We start from the raw sequence: 14,082 nt of genomic DNA, 5'->3' as shown, positions 1-14,082 counted from the left end.
GGGCGCATGCGCCTGCGCCCCGCCGCGGTGCCGCCCCGGGCACACCCGCCGTGCACCTGAAAGCCAGGCGGCGGTCGGCGCCGACCGGTGTTGCGTTCCGGCCCCAGGTGCCGACACGACCTGCTCCGGCTGGGCATCGTCCGTACCCGGGGCGGTACGGAGCCGGACGACTTCTTCGCCACCGCTGGCCTGACCGCTGAGCGCCGGCCGGCCCTCCGGCCAGGTCCAGGGCCTGGCCGGCCGCTCGGCTGCCGCGGTCAGCCTGAACGAGCGACCCCCTGTGCCGGGAGTCCGGCAGCGGGGGGCACCCGGGTTCCTTGCCGGGGCGGAGCGATCAGCGGTCGAACAGGCCTTTCGGCTCCTCCGGTGCCGTGTGCCGCCCTGGCGAGGGCTCCGCCCCCGCCGTCGGATGAGCACCGCGGGCAGCCGGCTCCTCCTCGACGTCGAAGAGGGAGCCCGGCGGTGTGGGCTCGGCGGCGCCTTCGGCCGCCGGCTCCGGCGTCCGGATGGTCGTGTGCACCGGAGCTTCGTCGGCCGGGATGTCGAAGAGTGAGCTGCTTGTGGTGGCTGGAGCGGTCGGCTCGGCTGTGGGTTCGTCGAACAGTGACGCCCCGGAGGTCGGTCGCGTGGGTGACTGGGTGGGTGCTTCGTCGAAGAGTGAGCTGCTTGTGGTGGCTGGAGCGGTCGGCTCGGCCGATGGTTCGTCGAACAGTGACGCCCCGGAGGTCGGTCGCGTGGGTGGCTCGGCGGGTTCCTCGTCGAACAACGACGCCCCTGCGGCGCCGGAGGACTCGGGCCCGGCAGGAGCAGCGGTACCCGGGGCAGCCGGGGCAGCCGCGGTGGGAGCTTCGGGTACCTTCTCGGCCTCGGTCGCGGTCTCACCGGCCTTGACCGAGGCGAGCAGCATCTGTGCGACGTCGAGAACCTCGACCTCGTCGCGGGCCTCGGACTTGGCCTGGAGCGCCGTGACTCCATCGGAGATCATCACCCGGCAGAACGGACAGCCGACCACGATCTGGTCGGCACCGGTACCCACCGCCTCCGTGCTGCGGTTCAGGTTGATCCGCTCGCCGAGGCTCTCCTCCATCCACATCCGGGCGCCACCGGCCCCGCAGCAGAACGACCGCTCCGAATTCCGCTCCATCTCGACGTACGAAGCACCCGGCAGCGCCTGCAGCAGTTCGCGCGGCGGGCTGTAGACCTGGTTGTGCCGGCCGAGATAGCACGGGTCGTGGTACGTGATCGACCGCTTGTTCGCGCTGTCCTCGGGGGCGACCGGGGTCAGTCTGCCCTCGCGCACGAGGCGGTTGAGCAGCTGGGTGTGGTGGACGACCTCGAGCTCGATGCCGAAGGCCTTGTACTCGTTCTTCAGCGTGTTGAAGCAGTGGGCGCAGGTCGCGACGACCTTCTTGACCTTGAACTCCTTGAAGGTCTCGACGTTCTCCTGGGCCAGGGCCTGGTAGACGAACTCGTTGCCGGCGCGGCGGGCCGAGTCGCCGGTGCAGGTCTCGCGGTTGCCGAGCACACCGAAGGAAACACCGGCCATGTGGAGCAGCTCGGCGACCGCGCGGGTGGTCTTCCTGGCTCGGTCCTCGTAGGCGCCGGCGCAGCCGACCCAGAACAGCCAGTCGACCGACTCCAGCGACTCCAGGTCCTTGCCGATCTCCTTGACCTCGAACGGCAGGCCCTTGGCCCAGTCCATGCGCGCGCTCGGCGTCATGTTCCAGGGGTTGCCCCGGGTCTCGAGGCCCTTGAAGAGCTGGTTGAGTTCGGCGGGGAAGTGCGACTCGATGAGTACCTGGTAGCGGCGCATGTCGACGATGTGGTCGACATGCTCGATGTCGACCGGGCACTGCTCGACGCAGGCGCCGCACGTCGTGCACGACCAGAGCACGTCCCCGTCGATGACGAAGTCGCCGCCGTCGGGGTTGTAGAACCCCTCGTCCGCGTCGCCCTTGCCGATCAGCGCCCGTCGGGCGTGTCCGGCCTGGCCTGCGGCCTTGAGGTAGGTGTGCTCGCGCAGGCCCTTCATCAGCAGCTTCGGCGAGAGCGGCTTCTCGGTGTGCCAGGCCGGACACTGCGACTGGCAGCGACCGCATTCAGTGCAGGTGGTGAAGTCGAGAAGGCTTTTCCAGGAGAAGTCCTCGATCGCCCCGACGCCGAGTGCGACGTCCTCGCGGAGGTCGTCGATGTCGTCCAAGGTGACCGCCTTGCCGTCGACGGCGAGCGGCTTGACCGCGCCCAGTGCCGTACGGCCCGAGGACTCACGCTTGAACCAGATGTTGAACCAGGCGGTGAACCGGTGCCAGGCGATGCCCATGGTCAGGTTGCGGCCGATGACGATCAGCCACACCATCGCCAGCGCGATCTTGAAGAATGCGACGAAGTGGACGAGGTTCTCGTTGGTGGCCTGGCTGGCCGGGTAGAGCGCGTCACCGAGCCAGGATGCGAGCGGGAAATGCGCGCGGGTCGCGGACTCATGGTCGGCAAGGTGGAACTCCGCTCCCCGGATGAACAGAATCGCCGCACCCTCCAGCAGGGCCAGGTACTCCACGAAGTAGGCCTGCCAGAACGTCGAGCCGAAGAACCGGCTCCTGCGGCCCTCGCTGCGGGGGTGGTGCTTCTGCCGATGGACGATCAGCCAGATGATGCCGATCGTGCTCAGCGCGCCGATGAACTCGCTGAACCACTCGAAGGGGTACCAGTGGCCCACGATCGGCCACGCCCACTCGGGGTCGAACAACTGGACGTAGGCGCCGACGACCGCGGTGCTCAGGAAGAGGAACGCCGCGAACACGAACCAGTGCATGACGCCGACCCAGGTCCACTGGAGCATCCGGGTGTGCAGCACGGTCTCCTTGAGCATGGTGACCGTACGAGCGACCGGATCGTCGATGCGGCTCGGGCTCGCGGGCCCGCCCGTCCGGATCACCCGGAGCATGCTGCGGACAGCGGGGACCAGGACGAACAAGGCGGCCAGCGTGAGCGCCAGCGACGCCGCCAGGGCGAAGATCTGCATCGGGGCTCCTCAAGGGCGGTCTTCTGACCGGGGGCGTGGCGGAGGGTTGCGCGACCCGCTCGCCGGGGGTGGCCAGGGGGACCAGGTGCATGCGGTCCAGCACGTGCCGCACGTTGCGCCAGGTGTCGCCGACGGCGGTCTCGGCGGCCCGGATGAGCAGCAGCGCGGCTGGCACGACTGCACGTGGGTGCGGATCTGTGGGGTGCGGATCCGGCCTTCTCAGGGTTCGCGGAGCGGAGGAGGCTGCGGCTCCCTTCGAAGCCGCCGCAGCCCCACTCCAGGGCGGTGAGCCGGTTCGTAGCGGCGGTGATCCCTCCTCGGCTCCCGCTGCGGCGAGTCACTCGGCTGCCGTCGGTCAGCGCCTCACCCGGTCACCCCGCGCGACTTGAGCTCTTCGATGATCGCGGGGAGGACCTCGTGCATGTCGCCCACGACCGCGTAGTTCGCCTTGGTCATCATCGGTGCCTCGGGATCGGTGTTGATCGCGAGAATCGTCTTCGACGACGCGCAGCCGGCCCAGTGCTGGATGGCACCGGAGATGCCGCAGGGGACGTACAGGTCCGGGCTGATCCGGGAGCCGGTCTGGCCGACCTGCTCGTGGTGGGGCCGCCAGCCCAGCGAGGTGACCACCCGGGACACCCCGACCGCGCCGCCGAGCAACTCGGCGAGCTCGGCGACCGCGCCGAAGCCGTCCGCGCCGCCCGCCCCGCGTCCGGCACCCACGACGACCTTGGCGGACTTCAGCGAGCCGGAGTGGTCGACCGCCTTGGTGCCCGTCGCCACGACCCGCGCCACGAGGTCGGACTCGGCCACCTCGGGGGTGGTCTCCACCCAGGTGGCGGGCGACGCGCCCGCCACCGGCGAAGCGGTCCACGCGTGGCCGGCGACGGAGAAGACCGCGGGCCGCTGGTCGAGCCTCATCTCCTCCAGGGCCGCGCCACCGACCACTTGGCGGGTCACCACGAACGGCGCCAGACCGTGGAACGCGACCACGTTGGCGGCCATGGGCACGTTGAGCCTGGCGGCCAGATGCGCCAGCACCTCGTTGCCCCGGGGCGAACCCGCGGCGGTGACCACGACGGAGCGGGTCGACTCGCGGATCGCCTGCAGCGCCGCCGCCCAGGCGGCCCCGGCGTACGACGCGAACCCCTCGCCCACCGCTTGGTGGACCTCGGCCGCGCCGTAGGCGCCGAGTTCGGCTGCCAGCGCGTCGCGGTCCTCAACCGCGCCGACCACGACCGCGCGGACGGCGATGCCGCCGCCCTCGGCCGCCAGCGACCGGGCGAAGGCGAGCGTCTCCAGCGAGATCTCGCTCGCGGCGCCGTTCTCGGTCTCGACCAGCACCAGAATCATCGGGTCACCCCCAACCTCTCGAACAGGTCGGCGACCGCCTTGGCCGCCTCCGGGCCCTCGCCCAGCACCTCGACCGCCGACGGCGCCGGCGGGGGCAGCAGCAGCCGCACCCGGTTCGCTCCGGCGGGCTCGGCTGACAGGGCCCGGGTCTCGATCTCGACCTTCTTGGCCGCCATCCGGCCCCTCAGCGTCGGATAGCGCGGCTCCGCCCCGCCCTCGAGCACGGTGGCGACCGCGGGCAGCGGCAGCGAGTAGGTTTCCTCGCCGTCGGGGCCGTCGCCGCGGGCGGTCAGGTTGCCGTCGGCCGCCTCGAACGTCGACACGCCGTTGACCACCGGCCGGCCGAGTGCGTGGGCCAGCCGGATGCCCACCTGGAAGTCGCCGCTGTCGGCGGCGTCGTTGCCGAGCAGGACCAGGTCGTACGTCGTGCCTGTCGCCTCCTTCTCGCGCACGACGTGGGCGATCTCCCGGGCCACGTCAGCCGGTCCCAGCCGGGCCGGCTCCGCCTCCACGAGTACGGCGGCGTTGCAGCCGAGTGCCAGCGTGTCCCGCAGCTGCTCGGCTGCCTCGGGCGAGCCGACCGTGAGCAGCGTGACCGTACCGCCGGTCGCTTCGACGGTCCGGACCGCCAGTTCCACCGCACAGCTCTCGTGGTTGCTCACGGTGAAGCCGACGTACCTCCCGTCGACGCCCTGCTGGTCGTCGGTGAGCACGACCTCACCGGAGGAGTCGGGGACCCGCTTGATGCAGACCAAAATGTTCGTCATCTCTCACCTCTCGTGGTCTCGGCCGTGCCGGCCACCGACAGCACCGCCATCAACGGATCCGCTCGTTGCCCGGGTCGAAGGGGGGTGTGGCGTCGTTGGAGATCACGGTCACGGGGTAGCACTCCTCCATGTAGGAGACCGCGAGCTCGTTGCCGACCCGCGCCTGCTCGGGCGGCAGGTACGCCATCAGCAGGTGCTTGCCCAGCGAAGGGGCTGAGCCGGCGGCGGTGACATAGGGGTGGTGCCCGTGCCCGTCGACGAGCGCCTCGCCGGAGCGCGTGGTGATCGGCTCGCCACCGAGCATGTACCGTTTCACCCCGGACGCCGACGTGTGATCGTCGACGGCCAACGTGCACAGCACCGCCGCGGGCTCACCGGCACGCTGTTCGAGGTATGCCTCCTTGCCGATGAAGTCGGCGGTCTTCACCTTCGGCCGCTGCATGCCCGCTTCGACGATGGTGCGCTCGCCGTCGAGCTCGTGGCCGAAGGCCCGGTAGCCCTTCTCGATCCGCGCGGTGGTCACGTAGACGCCGATGCCGACCGGGCGGACGCCGTACGGCGTGCCCGTCGCCAGCAGCTTGTCCCACACCGCCGCGGCCTGGTCGAAGGAGACGTACAGCTCCCAACCGAGTTCGCCGACGTAGGAGATCCGGGAGGCCAGCACGGGAATGCCGTCGAGGTCGATCTCGCGGCAGCTGAGGAACTTGAAGCCCTCGTGGGACACGTCCGCACCGGTCAGCTGCGACAGGATGTCGCGGGCCCGCGGGCCCCACAGGCCGATCGTGGAGATCCGGTCGGTGAGGTCCTCCAGGGACGCGCCGTCGCCGAGTTGGTCGGCGAACCACTTCTTGTCCGCCATGCCGTGCGCGCCGCCGGTGACGACACGGAAGTGGTCCTCGCCCAGGCGCATGACGGTGAGGTCGGAGCGGAACCCGCCCTTGTGGTCGAGTACCGGGGTGTAGATCACCTTGCCGACCGGCACGTCGCACTGCGCGACGCAGGTGTGCTGCACGGCGTCCAGCGCGCCAGGACCGGTGATGTCGAAGATCGCGAAGGCGGTCAGGTCGATGACGCCCGCGGCTTCGCGCATCCGCAGGTGCTCGGCGTTGATGATCGGGCTCCACCAGCGCGAGTCCCACTCGTGCTCGCGCGGCATCACGCGGTCGCCGTACACCTCGAGGAGGTCGGCGTTGGACTCGTACCACTGCGGCCGCTCCCAGCCGACCGCCTCGAAGAAGGCCGCACCGAGCTTCTTCTCCGACTCGTGCATGGGGGAGAGCCGCTGCCCGCGGTCGGACTCGTACTGCTCAGCGGGGTGGATGATCCCGTAGGTCTTGATGAACGACTCGGTGGTGCGCAGCCGGGTGTGCTCGCGGCGCATCTGGTGGGGGTAGAACCGGGCGATGTCGGCCCCGGAGACGTCGATCTCGCTGTGGCCGTGGGTCATCCACTCCGCGACCGCGCGGCCGACGCCCGGGCCCTCCTTGATCCACACCGCGGCCGCCGTCCACAGCCCCTTCACCTGGCTCTCACCGAGGATCGGGTTGCCGTCGCAGGTCAGCGACAGCAGGCCGTTGATCGCGTACCGGATCTCCGCGCCCTCGGCACCCAACAACTCGGGCATCAGCTCGTAGGCCTGCTCCAGTTGCGGGTCGAAGTCGTCCGAGGTGAAGGGAAGTTCGGTGGGGCTGAGCTTGGACTGCTCGATGCTCGGGATGTCCTCCGGCTCGTGCAGGATCGCCCGGTGGGCGTAGGACCCCACCTCCATGTCCGCGCCGTGCTGGCGCTCGTAGCAGAAGGTGTCCATGTCCCGGACGATCGGGAAGTTGATCTCACCGGGCAACCCGGACAGCTGCGGGCAGGGGCCGACGGAGATCATCTGGTGGACGGCGGGGGTCAGCGGGATGCTGATGCCGGCCATGTCCCCGATCCTCGGGCTCCACACACCGCAGGCGATCACGACGTACTCGGCCTCGATGTCGCCCTTGTTCGTGCGCACCCGGCGGATCCGACCGTCCTCGACGTCCAGGCCGACCACCTCGACGTTGGGCACGCTCGTCAGTGCGCCGCTCGCGATGGCACCGTCGCGCATGATCGTGCCGGCGCGCAGGGAGTCGACGACGCCGACGCTCGGAGTCCAGAAGGCGCCGATGAACTGGTCGGCCTCGATGAACGGCACCTTCTCCTTGACGAAGGCGGGGTCGACCAGCTGCGACTCGATCCCCCGAGCCTTGGCGCTGGACATCCGGCGGCGCAGCTCCTCCATGCGCTCCTCGGTGCGCGCGATCTCGAAGCCGCCGGACTCGGTGAAGACGCCCAGCTCCTTGTACTGCCGCATCGAGTCCAGGGTCAGGTCGGTGATCTCGCGGGAGTGGTCGACGGGGAAGATGAAGTTGGAGGCGTGACCGGTGGAGCCACCGGGGTTGGGCAGTGGGCCCTTGTCGATCTGCACGATGTCGCGCCAGCCGAGTCGGGCCAGGTGGTGGACCAGGCTGTTGCCGACGATCCCGGACCCGATCACGACGCATTTCGCCTGCGGCGGAACCTCTGCCATGGTGGCCTCCCTCGGGGTGACACGTAACTGATATACTAGTTGTTGAGCACGCTATATGTCAGGTGGCGGACGGTCAAGAGGTGGGTCGTCGAACGCGGCTCGACCCTCGCGCGGCGGGTGGGCCGCGGCGCCTGGCGGTCGCCGGGCAGCCCCCGTGTCGTCCCCGACGGCAGGCCGGGCCCCGTCCGGCGCGGAGCGGGGAGAAGCCCGGCGACCCTTGACAGGTTTTTCATATATCAGTTGGATGCCAGTCGTCGGTGAGTGGTGATGCGCATCGGGGGTGCGACCCGTTCCGAGGGGTCGCGTTCCGGCGTGGTCCCGACATCGACGGCCCGCGGCTGTCGTGATGGGCGAGAAGCCGGCGTGCGACGGGGATCGGCTCGGCGGCCGTGCCACCAGCTGCGCCCGCTGCTGCACCGACAGCAGGGGCATCGCCTGCGCGGTGTCGAGGCGGTCGTCGCCGAGGAACTCCCGTTCGCCACGATCACGACCCGCCTCCGTGGCCGGCGCACAGGACCGGATCGAAGGGAAAGGAGCACTGCTGGTGAACGCGCAGCTGCTCGATGGCAAGGCGACCGCCGCCGACATCCGCCGCGAACTCGCCGGACGAGTGGCCGAGTTGACTGCCGCAGTCGGCCGCCCGCCGGGTCTGGGCACGGTCCTGGTCGGCGACGACCCGGGCAGCCGCGCCTACGTCGCCGGGAAGCACCGCGACTGCGCCCAGGTGGGCATCGCCTCCATCCGCCGGGACCTGCCCGCCGGCACCTCCCAACGCCAGATCGAGGAGACGATCGACGAGCTCAACGCCGACCCGGCCTGCACCGGCTACATTGTTCAGCTCCCGCTCCCGCCCCACCTGGACGCCAACGCCGTCCTGGAACGGATGGACCCGGTCAAGGACGCCGACGGCCTCCACCCCGTCAACCTCGGCCGGCTCGTCCTGGGCGTCCGGGCCCCGCTGCCGTGCACCCCGCGCGGCATCGTCGAACTGCTTCGCCGCCACGACGTACCGCTCGCCGGAGCGCGGGTGTGCGTGATCGGCCGGGGCATCACCGTCGGACGCCCCATCGGACTGCTGCTCACCCGCCGCTCCGAGAACGCCACCGTGACCCTCTGCCACACCGGCACCAAGGGCCTGGCCTGGCACGTGCGCGAGGCGAACATCGTCATCGCGGCCGCCGGCTCGCCCGGACTGGTCACCAAGGACATGTTGCGTCCCGGCGCGGTGGTTCTGGACGTGGGCATCACCCGCACCGACCAGGGGCTGGTCGGCGACATCCACCCGGACGCCGCCCAGGTCGCCGGATGGCTCGCCCCCGTGCCGGGCGGAGCGGGTCCCATGACCCGAGCGATGTTGCTCGCCAACGTCGTCGAGGCCGCCGAGAGGAATGCCGCCGCATAGGCGCCTCCGGTCTGCAAGTGCCCGCTGCGTGCCGGGGTGCACGCAAGTCGTCCTGGTCGGCCGGGGCGAACCCGGAGCCGGATTCTCGATCCCGGTCCGTTCGCGGTTCGACTCCGTTCGTCGTTCGCCGGCTGTCTGGCGGACTGATTGCTCGATGCGGCGACGGAGTCATCCGGGCGACGTCGGGGTCGCCCCGTAGCTCCTGTGGGAACCCGCCGAGGCGCTCCCGCAGGGCTTGTCCAGTAGGTTCCGATATGCATCGAAAGTTGGATGCCTGTGACTGCCACGGCTCACGCCACCACCCCTCCACACCCGGAAACGCCCGAACTCGGCCCGCACGGTCTGCCGCGGCCCGGCCGGACGCTGGTCATGGGCATCGTGAACGTCACGCCGGACTCGTTCTCCGACGGCGGCCTGTCGTACGCCGCGGATGCGGCCGTCACGCATGGACTCGCGCTGCTCGAACAGGGAGCGGACATCGTGGACGTGGGCGGCGAGTCGACCCGCCCCGGCGCGGCACGGCCGCCCCGCGAGGAGGAACTGCGACGCGTCCTGCCCGTCGTCCGGGAACTCGCCGCGGCGGGCGCGGTCGTCAGCGTCGACACCATGCGGGCCGAGGTCGCCGCCCGCGCGCTGGACGCGGGCGCACGGCTGGTCAACGACGTCTCGGGGGGCCTCGCCGACCCCGCGATGCTGCCGCTGATGGCCCGGGCGGGCACGCCGTACGTGGTGATGCACTGGCGCGGACATGCCGCTGGCATGCAGGCGAACGCACTCTACGGCGACGTCGTCACCGATGTGCTCGACGAGCTGCGCCTGAGGATCGCGGCCGCGCTGGAGGCGGGGATTGCGCCCGGCTGCCTGATCGTCGACCCCGGGCTGGGCTTCGCCAAAGCGCCCGAGCACAACTGGGAGCTGCTGGGCCGTCTCGGGGAGGTGCGTGCCCTGGGCCACCCCGTCCTCGTCGGTGCGTCGCGCAAGTCGTTCCTGGGCAACTTGCTGGCGGACCCGGTGACGGGGCAACCACGTCCGCCGCGACAGCGTGATGCCGCGACGACCGCCGTATCCGTGCTGGCGGCCGCACAGGACGTCTGGTGCCTGCGCGTGCACGACGCCGCCTCGACGCTCGACGCGGTACGGGTGACGGCACGCTGGGGCGCCGAGGTGGCGGCGTCAGGAAGGTCGCTGCCGGGCTTGAGCACCTCCGCTCAGCCCGGATAGCCCATTCGGCGGCTGATCTCCTCCGCGCCCTCGACGAGCACGGGGGCGACCTCGTGGATGCGCTCCTCGGTGAAGCGGTACGTGGGGCCGGAGGCGCTGAGGGCGGCGATGACCGTGCCATCGAGGGAGCGGATCGGTGCTGCCATGGCGTGGAGCCCGATCTCGAGCTCCTCCAGCGCCACCGCGTACCCGCGCTCTCGCGCCTCGGCGAGACTCTTCTCCAACTCGGTCCGGGCGGTCAGGGTGTGCGGAGTGAGCTTCTGCGTCTTCGGCCCCGCGAGCACGTCGGCGCGTTCCTTCTCCGACAGGTGGGCCAGCAGGATCTTGCCGCTCGACGTGGCGTGCACCGGCGTGAGCTGCCCGACCCAGTTGTGCGTACCGATCGCGCCCGGGCCGTGTACCTGGCAGAGATTGACCGCGTAGTGCTCCTGCAGGACTGCGATGTTGACGGTTTCGCCGATCTCCTCGCTGAGTCGCTCGCACACTTGTCGACCCTGCTGGGTGATGTCGAGGCGGTCCGTGACCGCGCCGGCCAGACGCACGATCCCGAAGCCGAGCCGGTACTTGCCCCGCTCGGTCGTCTGCTCGACCAGACCGCGCGCTTCCAATGCCCCGAGCAGTCGGAACGCGGTCGACTTGTGGACGTCGATCCCGGCGGCGACTTCGCTGACACCCGCCTCCCCGCGCTGGGCCAGGATCTCCAGGACGCTGACGGCACGCTCGACGGACTGCACCCCGCCCGGCGCGGGTGCTGCTGTTCCATCATCTGTCGCCTGGTTGCTCATGGCGCAACTGTACGTCCGTCGTGGGTGTGCGGCGAGAGATCGCGGCGACCGGGTAGGGGGCCGGTCGGACTCTTGGCCCGACTGCCTCTGTACGCCACCGGGCTGTCGGTGTGTCAGCGGAAGACGACCGTGCACCTGTCGTTGACCAGCACACGGTTTTCGCTGTGCCACTCCACGGCGCGGGCGAGTACCCGGGCCTCCACGTCGCGGCCGATGGTGACCAGCTCATCGGGGTCGCGGGAGTGATCCACGCGGACGACGTCCTGTTCGATGATCGGACCTTCGTCGAGGTCGGGCGTGACGTAGTGCGCCGTGGCACCGACGAGCTTCACCCCGCGCTGGTGTGCCTGGACGTACGGCCGGGCTCCCTTGAAACTCGGCAGGAAGGAGTGGTGGATGTTGATGGCCCGGCCGTCGAGCTGCTTGCACAGATCGTCGGAGAGGATCTGCATGTAGCGGGCCAGTACCACCAGGTCGATGCCCAACTCGCGTACGAGCTCCAGCAGTCGAGCCTCGGCCTCCGCCTTGGTGTCCCTGGTCACCGGGATGTGGTGGAAGGGGATGCCGTAGCTCTGCGCCAGTGGCTCGAACGCGCGGTGATTGGAGACGATGGCCGGGATCTCGATGTTGAGTGCGCCCGTGGACTTGCGGAAGAGCAGGTCGTTCAGGCAGTGGCCGAACTTCGACACCATGATCAGCGTTCGCGTCGGGGTCGAGGCGTCGTGCAGCTGCCAGCTGATCCCGTACGCATGGCCGACCGGGCCGAAGCCGGTGCGCAGGTCCTCCAGTGAGATGCCGGGATGCGAGACGTCGAAGTGCACCCGCATGAAGAAGCGGTCCTGCAGCCGGTCGTCGAACTGCTGGCTCTCCAGGATGTTGCCGGAGTGGTCCACGAGGTAGGCGGTCACGGCGTGGACGATGCCGGCCTGGTCGGGGCACGAAAGGGTGAGGACGAACTCACGGCCGGGCTGCGGGTGAGGAGACATGGCACCCTCCGTCGTCTGTCTCTGGTTCATATTGCGCAACATGGTGGGCAATGCGCAACATGGTACCGAGGGGCACCGGCTGGTCAAGGGGTGCGGCGCAAGCCTCGGGCGTCGGGCCTGCCGACTCCCGCACGCCGCAGGCCCTGCGGGGCCGGCCGCCGGCCTGTTGTCGGTCCCGTTCGCACAGCCTGTTCCCGCCGGCTCCAGGTTCGGGGTCTGGGCGGGGTCGACTTCGCCGCCGAAGCCGCCTCTCGGTGAACTGACCGTCGGTGCTGTCCGCGTGAGGAGCGGACGGGTGGCTCCGCCCCCTTGACAATCCCCGCATCCCACGGAAAGCATGTTGCGCATAACGATGATCGTTGTGTCATGTGAGACAACTTTCCGTCTGGAGCCGACATGAGGAGCATCACCGTTGTCGGAGCGTCGCTGGCAGGTCTGAGCACGGTCCGTGCGCTGCGCGCAGAGGGCTACGACGGCGAGATCGTCGTCGTGGGGGAGGAGCGCCACACTCCCTACGACCGCCCGCCGCTGTCCAAGGACTTCCTGAAAGGTGACGTCGAGGCCGACGCGCTCGCACTCGGCGATGCGGAGGAGTACGAGGACCTGGACGCGCAATGGCTGCTCGGCGAGCGCGCGGTGCGGCTCGACCCCGTCGCCCGGACCGTCACTCTGACCGGAGGACGGCATGTGCGCACCGACGGGGTCGTCGTCGCGACCGGCGCCAGCCCCCGGACGCTCCCCGGCGCGGACCGGCTGGCGGGTATCCACACCCTGCGCACCCTGGACGATGCCCGGGCCCTTCGTGCCGAGCTGCGCGACGGCCTGCCCAGGGTCGTCGTCATCGGCGCCGGCTTCATCGGCGCCGAGGTGGCGTCCACCGCCCACCGGCTCGGACTCCACGTCACCGTCGTCGAGGCGCTCGACGTACCGCTGGAACGCCAACTCGGGCGCGAGATGGGGCTCGTGTGCTCCTCGCTCCACAGCGATCACGGGGTTCGCCTGCTGTGCGGAACCGGGGTGGCGGAACTCATCGGCGAGGGCCGGGTCACGGGCGTACGGCTGGTGGACGGGCGGGTGCTGCCCGCCGACATCGCCGTGATCGGGGTGGGGGTCCTGCCCGCCACCGACTGGCTCGCCGGTTCCGGGGTGCAGGTGGACGACGGAGTGGTGTGCGACGCCGGCTGCTCGACCGGTGTCCCGGGCGTGGTCGCCGTCGGTGACGTCGCCCGCTGCCCCGATCCGTTCACCGGACGGCACGCCCGCATCGAGCACTGGAGCAACGCCGTCGAACAGGCGAAGACCGCCGCCCGCACGCTGCTGACCGGCGTGTCGGCCTCCGCGCCGATCGCCCCGCCGTACTTCTGGTCCGACCAGTACCAGGTACGCATCCAGCTCGCCGGACACGTCACCCCCAAAGCCGTGCCCGAGGTGGTCGAGGGCGACGTCGACAGCCGTTCCTTCACGGCCGTCTACCGGTACGAAGGCACCCCTGTCGCCGTGCTTTCCCTCAACCAGCCGAAGTTCTTCAACCGGCTCCGCCGCACCCTCGTCCCCGCGGCCGCGGCCGCCGTCTCATGAGCTCCCCGGCTCAAGGCCCCCTGCACATACGGGAGACCGCCATCAGCATCCCAGAGAGATCGAGTCACTGACAGCCGTCAGAGGCCTGTACGCCCCGCCTCGGGCCGGGTCCTGGAAGTCGACACCGCGCCGGCCGAGGACCCCGGCGCCGTCAACGCCGCTCCCTACGCCGACGGCTGGCTGCTCCGGATACGGGTCGAGGACATCGCCGGCGCCCTGTCCGCCGATGCCTACGCCGCCCACTGCGCCCACACCCAAGGAGTCCGCCGATGACCCTGTTCAGCCAGCCTCTGCACGAGCTCGACCCGGAGGTCGCCGCGGCCGTCGACGCCGAGCTGGTCCGCCAGCAGTCGACGCTGGAGATGATCGCCTCCGAGAACTTCGCCCCGCTCGCGGTCATGGAGGCGCAGGGCTCCG

9 protein-coding genes and 2 pseudogenes are annotated in these 14,082 nt (G+C 70.3%); 5 read left to right on the top strand and 6 right to left on the bottom strand.

All coding sequences use genetic code 11. The annotated features are described in order from the left end of the window. Window positions 1–847: 847 nt before the first annotated feature. The 4 genes and pseudogenes from JS756_RS34100 to JS756_RS34085 all read right to left on the bottom strand — a co-directional run. Window positions 848–3,019: pseudogene (locus tag JS756_RS34100) on the bottom strand ((Fe-S)-binding protein); the annotation flags it as partial. 363 nt (window positions 3,020–3,382) lie between these two features. Continuing rightward, window positions 3,383–4,372 (bottom strand): electron transfer flavoprotein subunit alpha/FixB family protein, encoded by a 990-nt coding sequence (locus JS756_RS34095; protein ID WP_205387151.1) that lies wholly within the window; start codon window positions 4,370–4,372, stop codon window positions 3,383–3,385. Beyond that, a complete protein-coding gene (locus JS756_RS34090) occupies window positions 4,369–5,139 on the bottom strand; it encodes an electron transfer flavoprotein subunit beta/FixA family protein (RefSeq protein ID WP_205387150.1) in 771 nt (256 codons plus the stop codon). The genes JS756_RS34095 and JS756_RS34090 overlap by 4 nt, the downstream gene beginning before the upstream one ends. Window positions 5,140–5,188: 49 nt before the next feature. Next, window positions 5,189–7,693 (bottom strand): GcvT family protein, encoded by a 2,505-nt coding sequence (locus tag JS756_RS34085; protein ID WP_205387149.1) that lies wholly within the window; start codon window positions 7,691–7,693, stop codon window positions 5,189–5,191. A gap of 544 nt (window positions 7,694–8,237) precedes the next feature. On the opposite strand from JS756_RS34085, the gene JS756_RS34080 reads away from it, so the two are divergent. Further along, window positions 8,238–9,095 carry a bifunctional methylenetetrahydrofolate dehydrogenase/methenyltetrahydrofolate cyclohydrolase gene (locus JS756_RS34080; protein WP_205387148.1) on the top strand — a complete coding sequence of 286 codons (858 nt, stop codon included), beginning with the start codon at window positions 8,238–8,240 and terminating at the stop codon, window positions 9,093–9,095. A 276-nt stretch (window positions 9,096–9,371) separates the two neighbouring features. After that, a complete protein-coding gene (folP, locus tag JS756_RS34075; protein WP_307791397.1) occupies window positions 9,372–10,316 on the top strand; it encodes a dihydropteroate synthase in 945 nt (314 codons plus the stop codon). On the opposite strand, the gene JS756_RS34070 is transcribed toward folP, so the two are convergent. Beyond that, window positions 10,304–11,101 (bottom strand): IclR family transcriptional regulator, encoded by a 798-nt coding sequence (locus JS756_RS34070; RefSeq protein WP_205387146.1) that lies wholly within the window; start codon window positions 11,099–11,101, stop codon window positions 10,304–10,306. The two genes, folP and JS756_RS34070, sit on opposite strands and share 13 nt — an antisense overlap. A gap of 113 nt (window positions 11,102–11,214) precedes the next feature. Further along, window positions 11,215–12,087, bottom strand: a complete 873-nt coding sequence (gene purU / locus JS756_RS34065) for a formyltetrahydrofolate deformylase (RefSeq protein ID WP_205387169.1) — start codon at window positions 12,085–12,087, stop codon at window positions 11,215–11,217. Between the two features lie 396 nt (window positions 12,088–12,483). On the opposite strand from purU, the gene JS756_RS34060 reads away from it, so the two are divergent. The 3 genes and pseudogenes from JS756_RS34060 to JS756_RS34050 form a co-directional block, all read left to right on the top strand. Next, window positions 12,484–13,665 (top strand): NAD(P)/FAD-dependent oxidoreductase, encoded by a 1,182-nt coding sequence (locus JS756_RS34060; RefSeq protein WP_205387145.1) that lies wholly within the window; start codon window positions 12,484–12,486, stop codon window positions 13,663–13,665. A 111-nt stretch (window positions 13,666–13,776) separates the two neighbouring features. Beyond that, window positions 13,777–13,938 carry a glycine cleavage system protein H gene (locus tag JS756_RS38165; RefSeq protein WP_205387168.1) on the top strand — a complete coding sequence of 54 codons (162 nt, stop codon included), beginning with the start codon at window positions 13,777–13,779 and terminating at the stop codon, window positions 13,936–13,938. Beyond that, a pseudogene (locus tag JS756_RS34050) lies at window positions 13,935–14,082 on the top strand (serine hydroxymethyltransferase); the annotation flags it as partial. The gene JS756_RS38165 and the pseudogene JS756_RS34050, both read left to right, overlap by 4 nt.

The organism is Streptomyces actuosus (assembly GCF_016921115.1).
Taxonomy (GTDB): domain Bacteria; phylum Actinomycetota; class Actinomycetes; order Streptomycetales; family Streptomycetaceae; genus Streptomyces; species Streptomyces actuosus_A.
Note: the sequence above shows the minus strand (reverse complement) of the source record. Positions and strands in the feature narration are given on the sequence as shown.